The organism is Pseudomonas azotoformans, from assembly GCF_900103345.1.
Lineage (GTDB): Bacteria > Pseudomonadota > Gammaproteobacteria > Pseudomonadales > Pseudomonadaceae > Aquipseudomonas > Aquipseudomonas azotoformans.
This window is the reverse complement of record NZ_LT629702.1, coordinates 995,176-1,018,099: the sequence shown is the minus strand read 5'-3', so window position 1 is coordinate 1,018,099 and position 22,924 is coordinate 995,176. Positions and strand designations below refer to the sequence as shown.

At 61.6% G+C, this 22,924-nt stretch carries 20 protein-coding genes; 15 read left to right on the top strand and 5 right to left on the bottom strand.

Annotation, left to right across the window (positions count from 1 at the left end):
- The first annotated feature begins 96 nt into the window (after positions 1-96).
- The 6 genes from BLR69_RS04370 (at position 97) to BLR69_RS04345 (ending at position 6,180) form a co-directional block, all read left to right on the top strand.
- The gene (locus tag BLR69_RS04370) at positions 97-738 is read left to right on the top strand and encodes a DUF1345 domain-containing protein (RefSeq protein ID WP_071496006.1); all 642 of its coding nucleotides are present in this window, start codon (positions 97-99) and stop codon (positions 736-738) included.
- Positions 739-992: 254 nt separating this feature from the next.
- Positions 993-2,057, top strand: coding sequence for a LacI family DNA-binding transcriptional regulator (locus tag BLR69_RS04365; protein WP_134435006.1), 1,065 nt, complete (start codon positions 993-995; stop codon positions 2,055-2,057).
- A gap of 94 nt (positions 2,058-2,151) precedes the next feature.
- Positions 2,152-2,934: a sugar phosphate isomerase/epimerase family protein gene (locus BLR69_RS04360; RefSeq protein ID WP_071496007.1), complete on the top strand. Its 783-nt coding sequence runs from the start codon at positions 2,152-2,154 to the stop codon at positions 2,932-2,934.
- Positions 2,927-3,868, top strand: a complete 942-nt coding sequence (locus BLR69_RS04355) for a sugar kinase (protein WP_071496008.1) — start codon at positions 2,927-2,929, stop codon at positions 3,866-3,868. The genes BLR69_RS04360 and BLR69_RS04355 overlap by 8 nt, the downstream gene beginning before the upstream one ends.
- Positions 3,869-3,913: 45 nt before the next feature.
- On the top strand, positions 3,914-5,206 hold the full coding sequence (locus BLR69_RS04350; protein ID WP_071496009.1) for an MFS transporter: 1,293 nt from the start codon (positions 3,914-3,916) through the stop codon (positions 5,204-5,206).
- Positions 5,203-6,180 (top strand): 2-hydroxyacid dehydrogenase, encoded by a 978-nt coding sequence (locus BLR69_RS04345; protein WP_071496010.1) that lies wholly within the window; start codon positions 5,203-5,205, stop codon positions 6,178-6,180. Before BLR69_RS04350 ends, BLR69_RS04345 begins: the two co-directional genes overlap by 4 nt.
- Before the next feature lie 130 nt (positions 6,181-6,310).
- Here BLR69_RS04345 and BLR69_RS04340 read toward each other — a convergent pair whose 3' ends face one another.
- Positions 6,311-7,936 (bottom strand): methyl-accepting chemotaxis protein, encoded by a 1,626-nt coding sequence (locus tag BLR69_RS04340; RefSeq protein ID WP_071496011.1) that lies wholly within the window; start codon positions 7,934-7,936, stop codon positions 6,311-6,313.
- Positions 7,937-8,170: 234 nt separating this feature from the next.
- Between BLR69_RS04340 and BLR69_RS04335 the strand changes: the two genes are divergently transcribed.
- A complete protein-coding gene (locus BLR69_RS04335; protein WP_058424869.1) occupies positions 8,171-9,598 on the top strand; it encodes a nucleobase:cation symporter-2 family protein in 1,428 nt (475 codons plus the stop codon).
- Between the two features lie 12 nt (positions 9,599-9,610).
- The gene (locus BLR69_RS04330; RefSeq protein ID WP_071496012.1) at positions 9,611-10,072 is read left to right on the top strand and encodes an LEA type 2 family protein; all 462 of its coding nucleotides are present in this window, start codon (positions 9,611-9,613) and stop codon (positions 10,070-10,072) included.
- A 27-nt stretch (positions 10,073-10,099) separates the two neighbouring features.
- Here BLR69_RS04330 and BLR69_RS04325 read toward each other — a convergent pair whose 3' ends face one another.
- Complete coding sequence (locus tag BLR69_RS04325; RefSeq protein WP_071496013.1) at positions 10,100-11,026, bottom strand: carbon-nitrogen hydrolase family protein; 927 nt, start codon at positions 11,024-11,026, stop codon at positions 10,100-10,102.
- A gap of 206 nt (positions 11,027-11,232) precedes the next feature.
- Between BLR69_RS04325 and BLR69_RS04315 the strand changes: the two genes are divergently transcribed.
- Positions 11,233-12,147: a LysR family transcriptional regulator gene (locus BLR69_RS04315; RefSeq protein WP_071496047.1), complete on the top strand. Its 915-nt coding sequence runs from the start codon at positions 11,233-11,235 to the stop codon at positions 12,145-12,147.
- On the opposite strand, the gene BLR69_RS04310 is transcribed toward BLR69_RS04315, so the two are convergent.
- Positions 12,119-12,373, bottom strand: a complete 255-nt coding sequence (locus tag BLR69_RS04310) for a hypothetical protein (RefSeq protein WP_058424873.1) — start codon at positions 12,371-12,373, stop codon at positions 12,119-12,121. The two genes, BLR69_RS04315 and BLR69_RS04310, sit on opposite strands and share 29 nt — an antisense overlap.
- A gap of 163 nt (positions 12,374-12,536) precedes the next feature.
- Between BLR69_RS04310 and BLR69_RS04305 the strand changes: the two genes are divergently transcribed.
- Positions 12,537-12,857 carry a DUF883 family protein gene (locus BLR69_RS04305; RefSeq protein WP_032887039.1) on the top strand — a complete coding sequence of 107 codons (321 nt, stop codon included), beginning with the start codon at positions 12,537-12,539 and terminating at the stop codon, positions 12,855-12,857.
- 37 nt (positions 12,858-12,894) lie between these two features.
- Here BLR69_RS04305 and BLR69_RS04300 read toward each other — a convergent pair whose 3' ends face one another.
- A complete protein-coding gene (locus tag BLR69_RS04300) occupies positions 12,895-13,923 on the bottom strand; it encodes an Ldh family oxidoreductase (protein WP_071496014.1) in 1,029 nt (342 codons plus the stop codon).
- A gap of 189 nt (positions 13,924-14,112) precedes the next feature.
- Here BLR69_RS04300 and BLR69_RS04295 point away from each other — a divergent pair, with 189 nt between their 5' ends.
- Positions 14,113-19,269: a dermonecrotic toxin domain-containing protein gene (locus BLR69_RS04295; protein ID WP_071496015.1), complete on the top strand. Its 5,157-nt coding sequence runs from the start codon at positions 14,113-14,115 to the stop codon at positions 19,267-19,269.
- Between the two features lie 18 nt (positions 19,270-19,287).
- On the opposite strand, the gene BLR69_RS04290 is transcribed toward BLR69_RS04295, so the two are convergent.
- Positions 19,288-19,557 (bottom strand): PepSY domain-containing protein, encoded by a 270-nt coding sequence (locus BLR69_RS04290; RefSeq protein ID WP_071496016.1) that lies wholly within the window; start codon positions 19,555-19,557, stop codon positions 19,288-19,290.
- Positions 19,558-19,711: 154 nt separating this feature from the next.
- On the opposite strand from BLR69_RS04290, the gene BLR69_RS04285 reads away from it, so the two are divergent.
- The 4 genes from BLR69_RS04285 to BLR69_RS04270 all read left to right on the top strand — a co-directional run bounded on the left by BLR69_RS04285 (position 19,712) and on the right by BLR69_RS04270 (position 22,864).
- Positions 19,712-20,707, top strand: coding sequence for a FecR family protein (locus BLR69_RS04285; protein ID WP_071496017.1), 996 nt, complete (start codon positions 19,712-19,714; stop codon positions 20,705-20,707).
- A gap of 330 nt (positions 20,708-21,037) precedes the next feature.
- A complete protein-coding gene (locus BLR69_RS04280) occupies positions 21,038-21,499 on the top strand; it encodes a hypothetical protein (RefSeq protein WP_058424878.1) in 462 nt (153 codons plus the stop codon).
- Positions 21,496-22,047 carry an adhesin gene (locus BLR69_RS04275; protein WP_071496018.1) on the top strand — a complete coding sequence of 184 codons (552 nt, stop codon included), beginning with the start codon at positions 21,496-21,498 and terminating at the stop codon, positions 22,045-22,047. Before BLR69_RS04280 ends, BLR69_RS04275 begins: the two co-directional genes overlap by 4 nt.
- Before the next feature lie 67 nt (positions 22,048-22,114).
- Positions 22,115-22,864 carry a hypothetical protein gene (locus tag BLR69_RS04270; RefSeq protein ID WP_071496019.1) on the top strand — a complete coding sequence of 250 codons (750 nt, stop codon included), beginning with the start codon at positions 22,115-22,117 and terminating at the stop codon, positions 22,862-22,864.
- Positions 22,865-22,924: the final 60 nt, after the last annotated feature.

Here is a 22,924-nt window from a genome sequence, read left to right as displayed (position 1 = left end):
CTGAACCATTTTTCACTGATACACCGCCATCGGGAGCAAGCCCCCTCCCACATGATGAGGTACAGTCAGTTGACCCACTGTCAGCTGTGAGCCGCCATGCCCTTCCTCGCCCGCACCCACCCTCGCCTCTCCGCCGCCGCCGTGCTCGGCCTTGCCGTGGGCATCCTGGCGCCGGCTGACACCCTCGTCAGCAAAGTCCTCATTGGCTGGAACGCCGGGGTCTGGACCTACCTGGTACTGATGCTGTGGCTGACCCGTCGCGCCAAGGCCGAGGACGTGAAGCGCATCGCCGAGGTCGAAGATGAAAACGCCGGGCTGGTGCTGTTCACCGTGTGCATCGCCGCCATCGCCAGCCTGGCGACCATCACCTTCGAACTGGTCGGCAGCAAGGACCTGGCCACCACCGAACGCCTGCTGCACTACGGCTTTACCGGGCTGACGGTAATCGGTTCATGGTTGCTGATCGGGGTGATTTTCAGCGTGCATTACGCCCGCCTGTATTACACCTGGGACGGCAAGGAGCCGGCGCTGCGCTTTGCCGAGGGGCTGCTGACTCCCAACTATTGGGACTTCCTGTATTTTTCGTTCACCATCGGCGTGGCGGTGCAGACCTCGGATGTGGGTGTGGCCACGCGAAGCATGCGCAAGGTGGTGCTGGGGCAGTCGTTGATCGGTTTTCTCTTCAATACAGCGATCCTGGGGTTTTCGATCAATATCGCGGCCGGGCTGTTCGGCTAATGCTGCACAAACCTTCTGGCGCTTCACCCGGCGCTGGGCGCCAATAGCCTCGCGGGTATTTCGTGCGGCCACGGCCATGCAACGTTTCAACCGAAGTATGGCCCTGCTGCTATTGGCCACGACCTGGTTGGGTGTGCGGGTCTGAACGTACCGATCATCTGACCTTGCTCTGCACCTTCTTGACGACTTTGCTGGTTTAGTGCTTTCCTGAAACCGGTTTCAGTCATTCCAACAAGAAAAGAAGGTCGACGACCGTGAACAACTTCTCCGCCGCCCAGCGCAGCCGCGTAACCATGCTTGATGTGGCCGAGCGCGCCGGCGTGTCCAAGGCCAGCGTGTCGCGCTTTATCGGCGATGACCGCGCCCTGCTCTCCGATGCCATCGCCCTGCGCATCGAACAAGCCATCGACGAACTCGGCTACCGCCCCAACCAGATGGCCCGTGGTTTGAAGCGCGGGCGCACGCGCCTGATCGGCATGCTGGTGGCCGATATCCGCAACCCCTATTCCATTGCCGTGATGCACGGCGTCGAAACCGCCTGCCGCCAGCACGGCTACAGCCTGGTGGTGTGCAACACCGACCGCGATGACGCGCAGGAGCGCCAACACCTGGCGGCGCTGCGTTCGTACAACATCGAAGGGCTGATCGTGAACACCCTCGGCCATCACTTGGACCAGTTGCTGGAACTGCAACGGGAAATGCCCCTGGTGCTGGTGGACCGCAAGGTCGAGCCATTGCACAGCGACCTGGTCGGCCTGGACAACCCGGCGGCAGTGCGCATGGCCGTGGACCACCTGGACCAACAGGGTTATCGGGATGTGTTGCTGGTGAGCGAAGCCACTGACGGCACCAGTTCGCGGTTGGAGCGCCTGAACAGTTTCAAGGCTGAAATCGCCAGCCGCCCGGCATTGACCGGCGCTGTGCTGGAGTTGGATGAAACACTGCAAAAACACCTGCACACCTTTCTTGCCAAACCTGGCCCCAAGGCACTGTTCTGTGCCAACGGCGTCGCAGCGCTGGCCTGTACCCTTGCGCTGAAGAGCCTGGGTTGCAACCTGTTCGACGACATCGGCCTGATCGCCCTGGATGACCTGGACTGGTATCCGCTGGTAGGCACTGGCATTACCGCCCTCGCCCAGCCGACCGAGGCGATTGGCGCCAGTGCCTTCGACTGTCTGCTCAAGCGTTTGCGGGGCGATACAACCCCGACCCGCACCCTGGATTTCCTGCCTGACCTGATTATCCGAGGCTCCACCACCTCTGTAGGAGCGAGCTTGCTCGCGAAAAACGCCAACGATAACGCAGCAATCCTGGTTTAACGCGGCGCTCTCAGGTTTTTCGCGAGCAAGCTCGCTCCTACAGGAGTTGGGTTTTTACAAGAAAAAATGAAACCGGTTTCAGAGGTAAACAACAATGCATAAATACCCCGTCTCCATAAGCCTTTCCAGCTACGGCGCAGACTTGGTACGCCAACAAGGCCAGTTGAGTTTTGTCGAGGTTCTCGCCGCCGCCGGCGCCCAGCGCATCGAATGGCGCGAAGAGCTTTTAACCCACGAACAGCCCACGGAACTGGCCGAGGCCGCGGCGCAACAGGACCTGGAATCGGTGTTCTCATCGCCCCTGGAACTGTGGGTCGCCGGCCGCGCCCAACCGAATGCCGAACTGGCAGCGACCTTGGACCGCGCGCAGGCTTACGGCGCGCAATGGCTGAAAGTCTCCCTCGGCTACTTCACCGACACCAACGACCTGCACAGCCTGCACGCCCTGCTCAGCCGCCACCCCGTGCAGTTACTGGTGGAAAACGACCAGACCCTGCACGGCGGTCGCATCGAGCCGATGCAACGTTTCTTCAGCGAAGTCGAGCGCCTGCGCCTGCCGGTGAAAATGACCTTCGATATCGGCAACTGGCAGTGGCAAGACCAATCCGCCCTCACCGCCGCGCGCCTGCTGGGCCGGCATGTGGATTACCTGCACTGCAAGGCCGTGGCCCGGCGCCCGGACGGCAAGCTGGTCGCGGTGCCGCCGGGCGCCACCGACCTGCATCTGTGGGAACAACTGCTCAAACATATGACTCAAGGGATTACCCGGGCGGTGGAATTCCCGCTGCAAGGCGATGACCTGATCGAGATCACCACCCGGCACATTGCCGCCCTCGCCATCCTTGGCCAACCGCGCGTGGAGAATGCCCATGTCTGAGATCGATATCCTGTCGTTTGGGGAAACCATGGCGATGTTCGTCGCCGAACAGACCGGCGACCTGGCGCAAGTGGCGCAGTTCCACAAGCGCATTGCCGGGGCCGACAGCAATGTCGCCATCGGCCTGTCGCGCCTGGGGTTCAACGTGGCCTGGCTGAGCCGGGTGGGCAATGATTCCCTCGGACGCTTTGTGGTGGAGACCTTGAGCAAAGAAGGCCTCGACTGCCGGCATGTGGCGGTCGACCCGTTGCACCCCACCGGTTTTCAGCTCAAGTCCCGTGAAGAAACGGGTGATGACCCCCACGTCGAATATTTCCGCAAAGGCTCGGCGGCCAGCCATTTGTCTGTCGCCGCTATCAGCCCTGCCCTGCTGCAAGCCCGCCATCTGCACGCGACCGGCATTCCGCCAGCGTTGTCCGACGGCACCCGCGAGCTGTCTACCGAACTGATGACGCAGATGCGCAAGGCCGGGCGCAGTGTGTCGTTCGACCCCAACCTGCGCCCGTCGCTGTGGGCCAACCAACAGACGATGATCCGCGAAATCAACGCCCTCGCCGGCCTGGCCGATTGGGTCCTGCCGGGCTTGAGCGAAGGCCGCCTGCTCACCGGCTTCGATGACCCGGCCGATATCGCCGCCTTCTACCTCGACCAGGGCGCCGAAGCCGTGGCGATCAAGCTCGGCCCGGACGGCGCCTACTACCGCACCCAGATGGACCAGGGCTTCGTCGCCGCCGTGCGGGTGGACAAGGTGGTCGACACCGTTGGCGCCGGCGATGGCTTTGCCGTGGGCATGATCAGCGCCCTGCTGGAAAACCTCAGCTTCCGCGAGGCGGTACAGCGCGGCAACTGGATCGGCAGCCGCGCCGTGCAAAGCCGTGGCGATATGGAAGGCCTGCCCACCCGTTCAGAGTTACCCGCTCGATCCGTTGCCTGATTCATTCCCTGTTGCCACAACTACAACAAGCTCAGGAGCAACCCCATGGACACCGTGAAACTCGCCACCCGTCGTTGGTGGTACATCATGCCCATCGTTTTTATCACCTACAGCCTGGCGTACCTGGACCGCGCCAACTACGGCTTCGCCGCCGCCTCCGGGATGGCCGAAGACCTGATGATCACCCCCGGCATGTCGTCGTTGCTGGGGGCGCTGTTTTTCCTTGGCTACTTTTTTTTCCAGGTACCGGGGGCGATCTATGCGCAGAAGCGCAGCGTGAAAAAGCTGATTTTCGTCAGCCTGATCCTGTGGGGTGGCCTGGCCACCCTGACTGGCGTGGTCTCCAACGCCTACATGCTGATCGTGATTCGCTTCATGCTCGGCGTGGTGGAAGCGGCGGTGATGCCGGCGATGCTGGTGTACCTGTGCCACTGGTTCACCCGTGCCGAACGCTCGCGCGCCAATACCTTCCTGATCCTCGGCAACCCGGTGACCATGCTGTGGATGTCGGTGGTGTCAGGCTACCTGGTGCAGCATTTCAGCTGGCGCTGGATGTTCATCATCGAAGGCCTGCCGGCGGTGCTGTGGGCGTTTATCTGGTGGAAGCTGGCGGATGAGAAGCCGGCCCAGGCCAAATGGCTGAGCGACGCCGAGAAACAAGACCTGGAAAGCGCGCTGGCCGCCGAACAGGTGGGCATCAAGGCGGTGAAGAACTATGCCGAGGCATTCCGCTCGCCCAAGGTGATCATCCTGGCCCTGCAATTCTTCTGCTGGAGCATTGGTGTGTACGGCTTCGTGTTGTGGCTGCCGTCGATCCTCAAGCAAGGCTTGCAGATGGACATGGTCGAGGCCGGCTGGTTGTCGGCGTTGCCGTATCTGGCGGCGGTGATCGGCATGCTGGTGGTGTCCTGGGGCTCGGACAAACTGCAAAAACGCAAGCGCTTCGTGTGGCCGCCGTTGCTGATCGCCTCCATCGCGTTCTACGCGTCCTATGTGCTCGGCGCCGAACACTTCTGGTGGTCGTACACCCTGCTGGTGATTGCTGGCGCGTGCATGTACGCGCCCTACGGGCCGTTTTTCGCGATTGTCCCGGAAATCCTCCCGGCCAACGTCGCCGGCGGTGCCATGGCGCTGATCAACAGCATGGGCGCCCTCGGTTCGTTCAGCGGTTCGTACCTGGTGGGCTATCTCAATAGCAGCACCGGCTCGCCCGGCGCCTCGTACCTGCTGATGAGCGGCGCGTTGCTGCTGTCAGTGGTATTGACGATTTTTCTCAATCCCGGTGCCAGTGACCGCACACCGGCGCCCAACCTGGAATTGAAGGTAAAGACCGCATGAAAAAGTCTGTCGTGTTGTACAAGAAACTCTCCGCGCCGTTGATGGCCCGCCTGCATGAACAGGCCGATGTCACCCTGATCGAAGCCCTGGACGAGACCGGCCTGGCCAAGCTGCGCGATGCCCTGCCGACCGCTCACGGTCTATTGGGTGCCAGCCTGCGCCTGGACGCCACGCTGCTGGACCTGGCGCCACGACTGGAAGCGGTGGCGAGCGTGTCGGTGGGCGTCGACAACTACGATATCGACTACCTCACCGGGCGCGGCATCCTGCTCAGCAACACCCCGGACGTGCTCACCGAAACCACCGCCGACACCGGCTTTGCACTGATCCTGGCCACCGCCCGGCGTGTGGTCGAACTGGCCGACATGGTGCGCGCCGGCCAGTGGAGCAAGAATATCGGCCCGGCGCATTTCGGCAGCGATGTGCACGGCAAGACCCTGGGTATCATCGGCATGGGCCGCATCGGCGAAGCCCTGGCCCAGCGTGGGCATTTCGGTTTCGGCATGCCGGTGATCTACCACAGCCATTCGCCCAAGCCCTTGGTGGAAAAACGCTTTGGCGCGCAGTACCGCAGCTTGAACGATCTGCTGCAACAGGCCGACTTTGTCTGCCTGACGCTGCCACTCACCGCTGAAACCGAGAAGTTGATTGGCGCCGAACAATTCGCGCTGATGGGCCCGGACACGATCTTCATCAATATCTCGCGGGGCAAGGTGGTGGATGAGGCGGCGCTGGTGGAGGCGTTGCAACAACGCACGATTCGAGCGGCGGGGTTGGATGTGTTCGAGCAGGAGCCGCTGGATCATGGCTCGCCGTTGTTGCGCTTGAACAATGTGGTGGCCACGCCGCATATCGGCTCTGCCACCCATGAGACGCGGGAAGCCATGGCGACGTGTGCGGTGGAGAATCTGTTGCAGGCGCTGGCGGGTGAAAAACCGAAAAACCTGGTGAACCCAGGCGCCTGGAAGCAATAGTTTCTGACACCACACAGGGCAAATGTGGGAGGGGGCTTGCCCCCGATGGCGGTGTATCAGTCAGCCAATGTCTAGCGGACACATTGCAATCGGGGGCAAGCCCCCTCCCACCTTTTGACCCTATTTCAGGTCAGATAACGAACCGCGCCACCATCCCATTCAGGTCCACCGCCAACCGCGACAGCTCATGGCTAGCCGCGCTGGTCTGGTTGGCACCCGCCGCCGACTGGGTCGCCAGGTCGCGGATATTGACCAGGTTGCGGTCCACCTCACGGGACACCTGGGCCTGTTCTTCCGAAGCGCTGGCGATCACCAGGTTACGCTCGTTGATCAGGCTGATGGACTGGGTGATCTGCTCCAGGGCCACACCGGCGGCGCGGGCCATTTCCAGGGTGTCCTGGGTGCGCTGGTTGCTCTGTTGCATGGACTGCACGGCTTCACCGGTGCCGTTCTGGATACCGGCGACCATTTTCTCGATTTCCTGGGTCGACTGCGCCGTGCGGTGGGCCAATGCCCGCACTTCGTCGGCCACCACCGCAAAGCCACGCCCGGCCTCACCGGCACGCGCCGCTTCGATGGCCGCGTTGAGCGCCAGCAGGTTGGTCTGCTCGGCAATCGCGCGGATAACGTCCAGCACCTTGCCAATGTCACGGCCTTGGGTGGCCAGGCCTTCGATCATCGCGGCAGTGTTCTGCACGTCCTGGGTCATGGTCTGGATCGCGCCGACGGTTTCCACTACACGGTCGCGCCCTTCCCTTGCCGCCTGGTTGGACTGGGTCGACGCCTCGGAGGTGGACACCGCGTTGCGCGCCACTTCTTCCACCGCCGCCGTCATCTCGTTGACCGCCGTGGCGGCCTGGTCGATTTCATTATTCTGTTGCTGCAGGCCCTTGGAGGCTTCCTCGGTGACCGCGCTCAGCTCTTCAGCGGCAGACGCCAGTTGCGTGGCCGACCCGGCAATGTGCTGGATGGTCTGGCGCAGGTTGCCTTGCATGGTCGACAGGGCGTTGAGCAAGCGCGCCGGTTCATCCTTGCCGTTGTCTTCAATGGTCTTGGTCAGGTTGCCACCGGCGATGGTTTCGGCCACTTCCACGGCTTTGCGCAAGGGGGCGACGATACTGCGGGTGAGCAACCAGGCCAACAACACAGTAAGCAATGCCGCTGCAACCGAAACCGCAATGACGCCCGTGATAGCGCTGTTGTAACTTTGCCCGGCGTCCTCGTTGGCTTGCTTGGCATCCGCCGCATTGATGGCGATCAGCTTGTTCAGTTGCTCGCCCATCTGGTCGGTGCCGTCCTTGATCCGCGTGTTGATCAGGGCACGCATGTCATCGACCTTGTTCTGCTTGGACAGCGCCAGCATTTCGGCCTGGGCCTTGAAATAGTTGTCCAGGGTGGCCGTGAACGTTTTGTACAGAGCGGCCTCCTCCGGGCCGGCCGGCATGGCGGCGTAACTGGCCTGGGCGGTTTTGACCTTGTCGGCCAGCACGCCCATGCGCACTTCAGCTTCCTGAAGGCCAGCCGGTTCACGGTTGACCAGTACGCGGAAGGAGAGAATGCGCAGGCGCAGCACGTTTTCAGTGATCACCGCCAGTGACGTCACGCTGGGTAGTTGGTTGGCACTCATGTCCACCGAGGCCTGGCGAATCAGCGTCATACGGTTGACCGCAAACACCCCCAATACAACCACCAACACAGCAATAAACGCGAAACCAAGAGAAGCGCGAGGAGCGATATTCAGATTACGGAGGGACATAGGGGTGCTCTCAGAAGTAGTGTTTGCGAGCGTCCCTGCCGCGAAACGATCCGTCAGCGTCAACGCGCTGCTCGGACCTTGGTCACCACTGTTGTCGTTAGTATGTGGGCCTGACCACGCTATCGGCTGGTGCTATGGTTTCCCGCAGGGGGCTTTATAAATATTTTTTTACACTTCTGACGACAGGCAGTTTCTGGCATCCTGCGCCTCCATTTTCTGACCCGAGCCCGCATTTTGTCTGACGCTCAAGCTCCGCGCCCCCGCTATAAATCCGACCTGATCTACGGCCTGGAAGACCGCCCGCACTTCACCGCCGCGATATTTGCCGCACTGCAGCATGTGTTGGCGAGCTTCGTCGGGATCATCACGCCTACGCTGATCGTCGGCGGCGTGCTGGGCCTGGAAAGCGAAGTGCCGTACCTGGTGAGCATGGCGCTGTTCGTGTCGGGGCTCGGCACCTTTGTGCAGGCGCGCACCTTCGGCCCGATCGGCTCGGGGCTGTTGTGCCTGCAGGGCACCAGTTTCTCGTTTATCAGCGTGATTCTCAGCGCGGGCTTCATGGTCAAGGCCCGGGGTGGCGGCACCGACGAGATCCTCTCGACGATCTTTGGCATCTGCTTTTTCGCCGCTTTCATCGAGGTGGTGCTCAGCCAGTTCATCGGCAAGCTGCGCAAGCTGATCACCCCGGTGGTCACCGGCACCATCATCACGCTGATGGGCTTGTCGCTGATCAAGGTGGCGGTCACCGACATGGCCGGCGGTTTTGGCGCCAGCGACCTTGGCGCGGCGAGCAACATGGGCCTGGCGGCGCTGGTACTGCTGACCATCGTGGTACTCAACCGCTTCAATAACCCGTTCCTGCGCCTGGGTTCGATCGTGATCGGCCTGACCCTGGGCTTCGTCGTGGCCTGGCTGCTGGGCCGCGTGGACATGGCGGCGCTGCCCGAGGTGCCGTTGATCAGCGTGCCGGTGCCGTTCAAGTACGGTTTCTCGTTTGACTGGGTGGCGTTTATCCCGGTGGCGGTGATCTTCCTGATTTCGCCGCTGGAAGCAGCCGGTGACCTGACGGCCAACTCGATGATTTCCCAACAGCCGGTCAAGGGTCCGCTGTATATCAAGCGCATCAAGTCCGGGCTGCTGGCCGATGGCCTCAACTCGGCGATGGCCGCCACCTTCAACAGCCTGCCGATGGTGACCTTCGCCCAGAACAACGGCGTGATCCAGTTGACCGGCGTGGCCAGCCGCTACGTGGCGTACTTTATCGCCGGGCTGCTGGTGCTGCTGGGGCTGTTCCCGATGATCGGCGCGGTGCTGCAACTGATGCCCAAGCCGGTGCTGGGCGGTGCCACGCTGATCATGTTCGGCACCGTGGCCGTGGCCGGGATCAAGATCCTTGCCGAAGCCGGGCTGCACCGGCGCAATGTGCTGATCGTGGCGATCTCCCTCGGCATGGGCCTGGGGGTCGCCGCGGTGCCGGAAGTATTGCGCGAGCTGCCCAAGGCGCTGCACAACATCTTCGAGTCGCCGATCACCGTGGGCGCTTTCTGTGCAATCCTGCTGAACATTTTCCTGCCGGAAGAGTTCATAGAGCTGGAAGAAGATGAATTTGATCCGGAGTCCTCTACCCTCAAAGTGATGCAGGACCCGGACGTCACGAAATAGGAGCACCTTTGTATGCGCAGGCTCATGGTTGTATCGCTGTTGTTGCTGACCTTGAGCGCCTGTGCGCTGTTCCCCAACCGTGATCCGGTGAACATCAATGTGGTGGGCATCGAGCCGCTGCAAAGCCAGGACCTGGAAGTGCGCTTCGCCGTGAAGCTGCGGGTGCAGAACCCCAATGAAACGGCGATCGACTACAACGGCGTAGCCCTGGACCTGGAGGTCAATGGCCGGCCGTTGGCGTCGGGGGTGAGTGACCAGAGGGGCTCCATCCCACGTTTTTCCGAGACCGTCCTGATGGTGCCGGTGAGTGTTTCGGCATTTTCCGTATTGCGTCAGACCCTGGGCCTGAGCCAGACCCAGAGCCTGAACAACCTGCCCTACGTGCTGCGGGGCAAGCTGGCGGGTGGGCTGTTCGGCACGATGCGCTTTGTGGACCGTGGCACGCTGGACTTGCCCAATACCGCCACTTGGTAATCGACACGGCTCCCCACAGGATTCTGCTCAATCCGTCAGGTAGCGCACACCTGGCTTGGCGCGTTCGTCCACTACCAATTCGAAGACATCCGGCCGGGCGTAGTGGCCCACCACGTCATAGTCATACCGCGCGCGTACCAAATCATCCGTATTGATTTGCGCCGTCAGCAGCCCGGCTTCGCCCAGCAGCGGCCCGGCGAGAATGTCGCCCATCGGCCCGACAATCACGCTGCCGCCCGCAATCAACGGGCGCTCCGAAGGCCAGTTGGCCACCTCGATGCCCAACGCCCCGGGCGAAGCCTGCACCTGACAGGCACTGACCACAAAGCAACGCCCTTCATGCGCCACATGGCGCATGCTTACCTGCCACATCTCGCGCTCATCCACCGTCGGCGCGCACCACACTTCAACGCCCTTGGCATACATCGCCGTGCGCAACAACGGCATCATGTTTTCCCAGCACACTGCTCCACCGACCCGGCCCACTGCGGTGTCGATCACCGGCAGGGTCGAGCCGTCGCCCTTGCCCCAGATCAGCCGTTCGGTACCGGTGGGCATCAGCTTGCGGTGCTTGGTTACCAGGCCGCCCGCCGGTTCGAAATACAGCACGGTGCAATACAGGGTGCTGCCGCTGCGCTCGATCACACCAAGTACCAGGCTGGCACCGGTACGCGCCGACAGGCCGGCCAGCACCTCGGTTTCCGCGCCCGGTACATCGATGGCATTGGCAAAATAACGGGCAAAGGCTTCGCGGCCTTCCGGCAGGCGATAACCCAACTGTGTGCCGAAGGCCTCACCTTTGGGATAACCACCCAGCAGCGCTTCAGGCATCACCACCAATTGCGCGCCGCTGCGCAGGATCGCGTCCTCATAACTCAGGATTTGCGCCAGGGTTTCGGCCTTGCCGCCAGGCAAGGAGCCAATCTGCAAAGCGGCAACAGTAGACATGGGCATCCGGTTCACTCCATCAGTCGGGCTTGAGCAATCCCCTATAGGAGCGAGCTTGCTCGCGAAGAACGTCAACGACAACGCGTGCATCCTGGATAAACGCGGCGCCTGCGCGGTCTTCGCGAGCAAGCTCGCTCCTACAGGAAGATCGGGGTTGCCCATTCTCCCGCCAGCCTCGATCATGAATAAAGCCCACTTCAATGCTGAATGATATGAGCCAAATGAATATCGCCCAGGTCGATCTCAACCTGCTGAAAACCTTCGAAGCCCTGCACGACGAATCCAGCGCCAGTCGCGCAGCCTTGCGCCTGGGCGTCACGCAATCGGCGATCAGCGCGGGGTTGCGGCGCTTGCGCGAGGTGTATGGCGATCAACTGTTCGTGCGTACCGGGCGCGGCCTGGCGCCGACGTTGCGGGCCAACCAGTTGAAGCCGGTGATCAGTGAGGCGCTGGACCGCTGTCGGCAGAGCCTGGCAATGGTCAATCCGGATAACCAGCAGTATCAGGGCCGCTCGGTGGTGCTTGGGTTATCCGATGATTTCGAGCTGGCCTATGGCCGCCGTCTTATACAAGCGATTGCACAGCGTGCGCCCAAATTGCGGGTGATTTTCCGTCAGACCCACAGCCAGATCGTCGCCGGTGCCCTGCTCGACCGCACCCTGGACCTGGCTATTACCGCCGGCGGTTTTGCCCAGGGCAGGCTGAGCCGCCAGGTGCTGGGAGAAGGTGATTACCGCTGCCTGATCGATTCGGACCAGGCACACATCAGCCTGGACGAGTTCGTCACGCGCGAGCACATTCTGGTGTCGTCAGGCGGGTTTATCGGCATCACCGATGAAGGCTTGGCGGCGCAGGGCCTGAGCCGCCAGGTGTGTGCGTCGACCAGCCACTTTGCCGCGCTGCCCTTTTTGCTCAAGGGCAGCCAAGCGGTAGCCACCATTCCGGGGCATGCGGCACAGGCCATTGCAGAGATGACCGGCCTGCGCGTGTTGCCCTGCCCGCTGGCACTGCCGCGCTACCCGGTGGAGCTGGGCTGGCGTACCCAGGCGCAGCTTGATCCGTTGTTGCTGAAAGTGCGTGAAGCGATCGTCGCAAGCTTTACTTGTTGGCCGCCATCAGCTTGTTGACTTCGCTGCGCACCATGTTGGAGAACTCCGGCGGCGACATGCCGTCGAGCTCTGCGCGGACCCATTCGGCCCACTTGCCCTTGCGCTTGGCGCGCTCGCCGAACAAGCGTGCGGCTTCGCCCTTGGCCTTGCCCAGGTTGGTCTGCCACAGGTCGTAGAGGCGGGACTTTTCATCTTCCAGCTCGGCGCGTTCGGCGAGGGTCTTGTTGGCGAGATTGAAGCTCATGTTGATTTACCTGCTGCACAAATAGGCGACATCTTACACTGTAGGTCGAAATTTCCTGATCCGGATTTTGCTCAAGAACAGGCAGCGGCAAAAAAACTGCAACTTTTGCCGCTGGCCGATACTCCATTGTTCACTGTCACATTCACTCGCAAGGAGTCACACAATGGCCCGCAAAACCGCTGCCCAAGCCGTCGAAGACCAAATCAAGGACCAAGCCTTCAGCGAACTGACCGCGCTGATCGAAGAGTCAGACAAACTGCTCAAAAGCAGCGCCGCCCTGGTGGGCGAAGAAGGCGAAACCCTGCGTGAGCAGGTCGCCATCAAGCTCAAGCAAGCCCTGGACTCGGTGTCCAATGTGCGCGAACGCAGCAAGCCGGTGGTGGACGCCACCGAGACCTACATCGGTGGCCACCCATGGCAGACCGTGGCGATTTCCGCAGGTTTTGGCCTGGTGGTCGGCCTGCTGCTCGGTCGCCGCAACTAAGCAAGCAAGACGGGCTGCGCCAGCGGCGCAGCCCTGTTTAAAGTCCCGCGATCTCCTGCAAGTGTTCCAGCTCTTTGCGATCGATCTCGATCCCCTGCTCCTGCGACTTCGCCCGTGTGCGATGGCGCCGATCCCCCGGCAACCGCCGCAAACCCACCGCATGCATCTGCCGCACCAGTTCCTGGCTGCGCTCGGCGAACGCTTGCCCGGCGGTCTTGCTCGGGTCGATCACGATCAGCAACTGGCCGGTCCAGGGTGTGCGTGCGCCCGGGTGATCGGCCCAATTGAATTCGAAGGAGAAATTGCCGCCGGTCAACGCCGCTGCCAGCAACTCGACCATCATCGACAGCGCCGAGCCCTTGTGCCCGCCAAACGGCAGGAGTGCGCCACCTTCCAGGATCGCCTTGGGGTCCTGGGTCGGCTGGCCCAGGCTGTCAACCCCCATGCCCGGCGGCAGGCGCTCGCCTTTACGCGCGGCGATCTGTACATCACCGTGGGCAATGGCGCTGGTGGCTAGGTCAAATACAATCGGCAAGCCATCGGCGCGGGGTGCGGCAAAGGCGATGGGGTTGGTGCCGAACAACGGGCGGTCGGCGCCATGGGGCACCACACAGGTCATGCTGTTGACCACGCTCAGGGCCACCAGGCCTTCTTCGGCGAACGGCTCGACATCCGGCCACAGGGCGGCGAAGTGGTGGGAATTATGGATCGCCATCAGCGCAATGCCAGCACTGCGGGCTTTCTCCACCAGCAGCGCGCGGGCGGCTTCGAGCGCCGGTTGGGCAAAGCCGTTGGCGGCGTCCACGCGAACAAACCCTGAGGCGACATCCGTGACCACCGGCACCGCCTTGCCATCCACCCAGCCGCTGGCCAGGGTGCTGAGGTAACCGGGAATACGGAACACCCCATGGCTATGGGCGCCATCGCGCTCGGCACTGGCGCAGTTGTGCGCCAGGATCGCGGCCACCTCGGGGGAGGTGCCATGGTTCACGAAGACCTGATGAAGCAACGCCACCAGTTCGGTAAAGCCGATGCGGGCCGTAGCCTGCTCATGGACCTGTGACATCTGAAGCTCCGATTTTATGATTGGAAGGGGCAACCAGCGTGAAATCCAGGCCCACGATTAAACAACGCGGCCCGCGCATGCTGTCAACGTCTGTTTGTGCATCGGCCCCCACCGCTGCACTTATTTACCGCCGAGCCCGAACCGGCCGTCCTTACCCTGAGGCCTTCATACAATGACGGTGAGTATGCAATGGCCCGGGTCACCCCTCCCTACTTCTTCGATGAATTCCTGCTGCCCATAAAACGAGACGAACCCACACCGCGAGAACGTGCGCTGGGGTTGACCGTCAAGGACCTGGACTGGCTGCATCGCCTGTATTACGCGACCGACCACGCACGCCGAAACCCGGTGCACCAGGAAGCGCCCATGGTCGTGGAAAGCCTGCTGCTGGAAGTGAAGCAGAAACCGGACATTCCCCTCGCAGGGGCCTTCATCATGAGCCCCAGCCCCGACGGGCAAAAGGCACTGCTCTATACGCCCTATGACGGCCTGGAAGTGTTCGACAGCCGCGCCGACTTGCTCACCGAGATCACCGAGCGCCTGAAGGACCGCTCCCGGCGCGTCGACTTGCTGCGCTTGCTGTCGATTGCCCAGCGCGCAACCCTGGACGCTGCCAAAGCACCGACCGTGGCGGCACAGGCCATTGAAGGCCCGGTGATGGAACATCAGGAGCAGGCGATCCAGCACGCCCAATTGCACAACGTGCAAGGCATGCTCGACCAATTGCGCCGTATTCCCGGGCTGTCAACGATGCTCGACACGTCCCTGGCCGTCATGGCGCGCGCCTACTTCCCCAGCCTCGATCACCGCGATACACGCATGAACAGCTTTGCGCTCAGTTACATAGCGCCTACTGCCGACCCGCAATGGCTGGCCTCCGTGCCGTTGAGCGAGGCCTTGCTGCACTATTACTTGAAACAGACCTGGCCCATCGGGCAGACGCGCACCTTTACCCATCCCAAACAGGTCACTTCGGGCTGGACGCCGACCCAGGTGGCCGAGGATCAGCGTCGCTGGGAAAGCGTGGTGGAGCAGACCGCGGGCATCCTGTCGAAACTACTCGGCAGCCTGTTGCAGACCTACTGGAACGAAGACTTCAACAGCGACCGTTCCCGCTTGGGGCTGGTGGCCCAGACCCTCAGTGACACGTTCCGCGCCGACCTGTTGCTCAAGCGCCAACAAGGCATCCTGAGCGCCGAAGACAGCCAGCAATTGCTGGCCATGTTTCTCCCGGACGCGGCAGCGCGCACCGCCCATGCCGAGAACCTGCGCGTCGAAAAGATCCGCGTCAGCGCGCCCTCCCAGCACTATGTCGACCTGGCTGGCACACTGATGATCAGCAATAGCCACGCCTACCTGTACACCCAGACCCGCGGCTTGCAGGTGCTCAAGAACATGGAGGATCTGAACGCCACCTTGATCAGCATGCTCAAGGCCAGCGGGCATGAGGACGAGTTACTCAATTTCCTGTCCCTGGATGAACGCAATGTGCTGCTCGGCCTTGACCCGCTGCAGATCATCGGGGTGCCCATATCCGGCGATATTTTCACTGAGCTGGCCGAGGACATTACGGCCAAGCAACTGAGCAACATGGAGTACGCCTTGGGCCTGTACCGTCGCAGCGACGGCCAGGTGAACCTGGAAGCACTGCTGGACTGCGCCCTGGATGTACGCGGCCTGATCGACCATCGCCTGCACACGCAGGACGCCGGCGGGCGCTGGAGCCTGCACCCCATTACCAGCAGCAATGGGCGCCCATCCACGGTGCAGGCCGAACGCGCCAAACAACACTGGCAGCAGTTGAACACAGTTGAACAGGCACTGGCCTCGGACCGTGCGGCGCATCCGACACTCAGACGGTTGGCAGCCCATGCGCTGAATGCGGAGCTGGATAAACACCAACTTCCGTTGATGGCCGACGGGGTGAATATCAATACCTACGCGACCACCGCACAACCGCGCGAAGAACGTGCTCCCCTGCGCTCATTGAATATGGTCGAGCACTTCATCGAGCGCCTGGCGCAGGAAGCCGTTTCGGTCCCCGAATCGGCCACTGTCGGGTTCTACAGCGCACCCCGCAGCGGTATCGCTGAGCAGTTGAACAGCCTGACCACGACAACCTTCAACACAATCATCGACAGCGCGATGGTGACCTTCGCCAACCATGATGTACGCCCACTCCCGCAGATGTTCCTCAACAGTCATCGCGCTCACCTGCGGCACGCCCTGATGCTCGGGCTGCGCAGCGAGGCAGAACTGCGCCGGTTGGACAACACCCTCAGGCAGCGTGGCCAGGAAATGCTCGACACGGTGTTGCGCCCCGACAGCCTGGAGCGGGTGAAGCGCCACGCCTTGAATGGCTTTCTGCCAGACGCCTACGGGCTGACGCTGATGGTTGATGCCGACTCCCCCCCGCAGCCGTTGGCCAACTGCCTGGTGCTGACCGAACGCGGCGGCACCGACCCGCAGCGCTCCGGCCAGGCGGTGCTGTGGACGCCCCGCCGCGGTCATGAAGTGTTCAACTCCATACAGCACCTGCGCGAAACCTTGCAAAAACGCCTGCAAGACACCATCCAACGCCTGCCCTTCCTGGAAAACCTGCCGAATCGCCTGCGCACGCCGCACCAGGCCTACACCCTTGGCCCACTGCAACGTATCGACGACGACCTGCTGGACAACCGCCTGCAAAGCCATACCGACACCCTCACCGATAACGTCGATGCGGTGCTGGCGATGAACCTTGGGGCGCGGCGCCTGCAGGACTATCTGGACGTGGTAATGCAGCAGGCGCTGCCCACCAACCTGCCCAGGGCCATACAACTGGCACGGGCCATGGCCAACCAGCAGGCGCTGCCGGTGTGGCTGGGGATGGCGGCGCCCGATGAGCAGATCCTGCACGCCGAATTGCTTGAGCAATATCGCGTCAGCGCACCGGATGAACAGGATTACCTGCACGGCATCACACCGCTGAACGAGCAGGTCAGCGCTGCATTGGTCACGCTGCTGGAAGCACGTTTCCCAGGCCTGGGACTGCACCCCGACGACATCCTGGTCCCGATCCGCAAGGCGCTGAACGGCAACACCCAGAGCCTGACCGACTTTGCCCAGCGTCACCTGCCCGACCTGCAGGCCGATGAAATCCATCCACGCTCGCGCACCGCGACACCCTTGCCCGCGACGCTGGACGGCACAGCGGTGGTACAACTGGTGCAGCAGTTGGATCTCAAATCGGTGTATCAGACGTGGCTGACCACCCATCTGCAGGCCACGGACAAAGACGCACAAACACGCCGGCAACGCTACTGCCGGCAGCTGCCCTGGCAGTTGCTGCAATACGCCCACGAGGAGAAGCTCGAAGAACGGATTTCCGCCACCGCCTGGGGGTTTATCCAACAGGTCTTCGACATGCCCGACGCGGTCGCCCGTGCGCAAGTCAGTGGCGTGACAGCGTGCATTCGCCCCTTGCGACTGGTCGCCACGGCCGGCGCGTCGGTGGCCGAGGTGCAGGGTGTCTACCTGATCGGGCCGCAGACCAATGCCACAGGCCCCTGGGTGTTATACGCGCCCTACAGCCCGCACCATGTACTGCGCGAGTACGCTCGGGAAGAAGACTTGCTGAGTGAACTCACCACCCCAGGGCACTTGCAGGAATGGGTTCTCCAACAGTTGGACCCGCCGCACCAGGCCACCTACCGAAACCTGCTGGCGCAGCATCGGCGCGACACGGCGGACATTCGGCTGGGGTCTGCTCGCATCCTGGGCAATATTCTCATGCGCCTGTTCAAGGACAACGTCGTACTGCTGACGAAAATGCTCGCCTGTCAATTCGACAAGCAAGGCGCGGCGCAATGGGGAGTGGTCGGTCGCCTGCTGCACAAGGGGGTTCCGAATGCGCTGACCTTCATGGCCGGCAAGCTCGCGTACCCATTGGTGGTGTGGCGCAGCTACAAGCTGTTCAAGGCCTCGAGTGAACACTTGCAACAACATCGCTGGGGCGAGGCACTCAGGACCTTTGTCGGCGGCGTGGCCGAATTGGCGTCCTTGCGCAAGGCGCTCAACCGGCTATACCCGGACAGTGAACCTGCGACCACCTTTGATGACAATGACTGGACGCAGGCCTCTGCGACTACCACCCTCGCCACGCTGGATATCACCGCCCCGCAGCGCACCCACCTGCTGGCGTTCGAACAACACGAAGTCGCCCTGACGGACCTGAGGCACGACCCCAAGACCCAGGTCTATCACGATGTGGACACTGGCCGGGACTACGTGCCGGTGGCAGGCAAAGTCTACCCGGCGCGAAACGCCGGTACCCACTGGCGTATCCACCGCGATGAAGAGTCAGGGCCTGGGCTGGCGCTTACGCCGTCCAAACAATGGGTGCTGGATTTGCGAAACCGTGATCCTCGTTTCGGCAAATCGATGTCGCGGTTTGCCGGCCGGGCCGCGACTCGCATGGGGGAATGGGGCTCGATCAATATCGAAGCGGTCGGCATGACGCAGATCGCCGCACTGTCCAGTTGGAAAGCCCAGTGCATCAACGAGGCGCTCAACGTCACCACGTACTACGCGGTGACCTGCAAACGCAACATCCTCAACTTCGCGCTCACGCGCGACCCGCTGAGCCGGTTGGGCCGCTTTTTTACCGAGCTGTTCGGGGTTCATGCCTTGACGCCCGATCACGTCGGCAAAGTGGAAACACGGATCGATGAGGTGTTGAACGAACTGGTGAACCCCACGTTGATCAATCCTGACTCGATACGCTTTGTCACGGGGACCGCGCGCTACAGCCCGGAACACTTGATTGCCTTCACCCTGCCCGACGACATCGACAAAAAAATCTATTTGCTCGACCGTTTTTTTGCCCCTGATCTGGACATGTACCAGAACCGCCTGAATGCGCCGTTCAACATCATGGCCCACGCACGCGCCACGACCTTGATCCACGAGTTGACCCACCTGGTGTCTGACTCTGAAGACTTGGCCTACCTGGACAGCATGCGGCCGTTTACCGACCTGATCAATGTGCAATCCCCGCGTGGCAGGCAACTCCATGCCGAACTGGATCATTTGCGCTTGAACGCCCTGTCTACCCAGACACCCGGCGTCATCTTGTTCAAGGTCTGGGACGATTACGCGCAGCAATTCGAAGAACTGGGCAGACGCCACGCCTCCCGGACCGCACGCACCCGGGTGTTGAACATCACCGGCGCCAAGACACTCGACGATGCGCGCCAGGTATTCATGAGTGACGACAGCAAACGCATCAACATCATCCTGGCCAACGCCGATTCAATCGCCTACATGATCACTCACCTGGGTCGAGAACTGGACCCGGGAGCCTGAGCAGCCCCCGGGTGGATATCAGTCTTTCTGATCGCGAATGACGTTGCTCGAAGCCCCATCTATGCGGGCTTCGTACACCACGCCATCCGCCTTGCGGCCCTTGACTTCCCAATAGCCGTTATCATCGGCTTCGGCGCCGTAGACCTCGACGTAACCGGCCTTGGTCTTGGCCACCTCGATGGCTTTTTCAATGGTGATCCAACCGGCGCCCGGGCGGTCGGCCATGGCGGCGCCGGCGCTGAGCAATGCGGAGGTTGCACACAGGGCGATTAATGTTTTCTTCAGCATTTTCGTACTCCATTGGTGGTAATGACTGACACGTGTCCTGAAATTTTTAGGCGCATCCAAACGAGAATAAGTTCCAATTGATGTGCAATCGCCATGATGGCTGTTCTCGCCGTCCCTTCCAGGAGGTTAGAATGTGCGAAATCAGGACGAGTTAATGAGCGAAAAAGCCCTTTCAGAAGCCGAATATGACGCTATCACCGACGCCGCCGCGCATTGGTGCATGCGCCTGCATGCGAGCGATTGCACGCCCGGCGAACGTCAGGCCTTTGCCCAGTGGCATGATTCGCACCCCCTGCACGCCTTTGAATACGCGGCGATGCTGGAGATCTGGGACGTCGCCGACCACCTGCCGCGCAGCGACACAGCGCCGGTGGTGGTGCCATTCAAACCGCGCAGCCGTTTGCGCACCTATGCGGTGGCAGCGGCTATCTGCCTGGCCGCACTGCCCCTCGCCGCCTTTACCGGCTGGCAAGCCGGCTGGCTGCCGAGTTCCTATGAACGGTTCGATGCTGCCAAAGGCCTGCGCCAAGTGACGCTCGGCGACGGCAGCCAGGTGGAACTCAACCTGGGCACCGAACTGGTCTACAGCAACTACAAGGACCAGCGCCGCGTCACCCTGAACAAGGGCGAGGCGTTCTTCAAGGTCAGCCATGACAGTGCGCACCCGTTTGTCGTGCACGCCGGCGCGGGCCAGGTGCGCGTGACGGGTACCCAGTTCAACGTCTGGAAATATGAAGACCAGGTGCGGGTGATGCTGCTTGAAGGCTCGGTGCAGATCAGCAGCGACCAGGTGCACGGCAGCGTCCCCCTCACCCCTGGCATGCAGGCCAGCTATCAACAGGGCGATGCCACGCCCCGTGTGCAGGCGATCAGCCCCAACGACACAGCACTGGCCTGGCGCCAGGGCAAGCTGATCCTCGACAACCTGGCCCTGGCCGATGCGTTGCCGCTGATCAACCGCTACCTCAGCAAACCGGCGATGCTGGCCGACGCCAGCACCGGGGCGATTCGCATCGGTGGCATCTACAACATCAACGAGGTCAGCAACCTCATCCCCTCCCTGCCCAAGGTTTTGCCGGTCTACCTGACCCAGAACCAGGACGGCAATCCCGTCCTCAATTCCATTCCGCGTAAAGCCCCCAAAGGCTGAGCCTGTTGCGTCGTGCTTTAGGCTTCGTTGCGCCCGCACTGTCCATTTTTTTTACACACACCGTCCCTGGATCGCCCGTGCACAGCGGATTCATCGTTTCGTCATGCACGGTGTTACAGCGCTGATACAACGGGGTGAAGCGGTTGTGCAGTGGCTGGAGAGCCGGGGCTTTGATGGCGGTTGTCTCATGGCTGATACAGCACGGCCATCATTTTGCCTTGCAGTTATCGCAAGCCTTTGAAAAACAGTAATAAATCAAAAGCGGCACGGCTTCTGCTCTTTCCCTGACAACGCTGTTTAGGGTCAGCGTGAAGAATAAGGAATGCCGCCGTGATCACACTCACTCAAGGTTCGATGAACGTACTGCTGGCCAGCTGTGTACTCAGCGCCAGTATCAGTCTTCCAGCCCTGGCAGGTGACGGTGTGATCGTGACGGGCCGCGACGTACAGGGCCATATGTATGGCCGCTCGTCCTTTGGCCCGGATCCTTACCCCCAGACCGCCAACGCCAATCCCAGCCGAGAAATCAACAGCGCCCTGTCGGGCGAGTTGAGCGACCGTGACTTCGGCGGCGTCAGCAGTGGCCTGGGCATCACTCGCACCGCCCTCCAGCCCAACAGCAACCTCACCGGCTTGAGTGCCACGCAAAACGGCATGTCCACGCTGGGAGCAGGCGCAGCAGCCAGCCGCTCGGGCGGCAGCGGCAGCATGGGTGGGCAGATCAGCGATTCGATTCAGCGCGGCATGGCGCCCCTGAACAATTTGGGCGGCATGCTGGGGGGCAAACCATGAAACGCTCCCTGTTCATTCTGGCCATGCTGGGCAGCGCCGTGGCCCTGGCCGACAACAGCGCCGTGATCAACAACAGCGGCAAGGACTACACCGGCAACCTGATGATCAACCAGGCGGCGGGCAACCAGCAGCAAACGGCGAACAACCGCGCTGTCACGCTGGGCGGCCAGGCCACCACCGGCAATATCCAGAGGATGGACGGCAAGGTCGATCCTGCCCTGAACGCCAAGGCGGCGATCGAGGGCACTTCTTTTACCAATGGCAACGGCATGTTGGGCGTCAACCAGTCCGCCGGGGCCAATAACCAATTAGTCAATGCCGTGCGGATCAGCGTCAATCCTGGCCCGCAAGCCATCGACGACAGCGTCCTGTTGCAACAGAACACGACGACGCTGGCAACCGACTCAGGGCTCACCCCCACCACTGGCAGCCGCCAGGTCGTCACAAGCGACCAGGCCTTCACCGGCAGCCGAGGAGTGATACAGGTGAACCAGAGTGCCGGGGTGGGGAACCGAGTGGCTAACACCCTGGGCATCACTATCAAGTAACAGCTTGGTAGCACTAGCTAGACCGTACCAACACTTAACCAACTAATTAGAAGCAAGGAGAAACACCATGAAACCTCAAATGGCTCTGAAACCAATGGTTTTCGCGCTCGCTGCACTCATGGCTGCTGCAGCTCAAGCAGGTGGTGGCGGCTGGCATCCAGCGCCTCAACCTACCGGTGTGGTTGCCTCCGTGGTTACGGACGTACAAAACAGCATCGGCAACAAGTTCGATGACACCAAGACCGAAAATAACGCGTCTAACGACAACTCGGTGAACGGCAACAGCGGTAACGTCGGCGTTAACGTTCAATCCGGCAGCGGCAACCAAGCTGACAACTCTGGCGCGATCTCCAGCGCCAAGGGCGACTTTGCTACCGTTTTCGCGGTAGTCGATGTCAACCAAAACAGCGCGCTGAACAACTTCATCAACAAGGGCACTCAAAACAACGCCTCCGTGGATAACGGCATCAACGGCAACTCCGGCAACGTGGGTTACAACGGTCAAGCCGGTCAAGGCAACCAAGGCAAAAACAACCTGGCGATCACCACAGCTGATGGCAAAAACATCGCAGCGGCCGCCAATACCGAGCAAAACTCGCTCGCCAACAACTACCTCAACACGGCGGCTACCAGCCACGGCTATGGCTATGGCGGCAAACCTCAGTATGTCTCCAACAACTCGAGCCTCGACAATTCGGTTAACCGCAACTCCGGCAACGTAGGTGTGAACCTGCAATCCGGCGCCGGCAACCAGGGCAGCAACAGCCTCTCTGTAGGCCAAGGCTGCAGCGTTTGCGGCAGCGGCGTGCGCTTCTGATCCAACGGGGCCTTGGCAACAAGGCCCTTTTTTATTCCAGTGTCCATTAGGTCAGCCGAT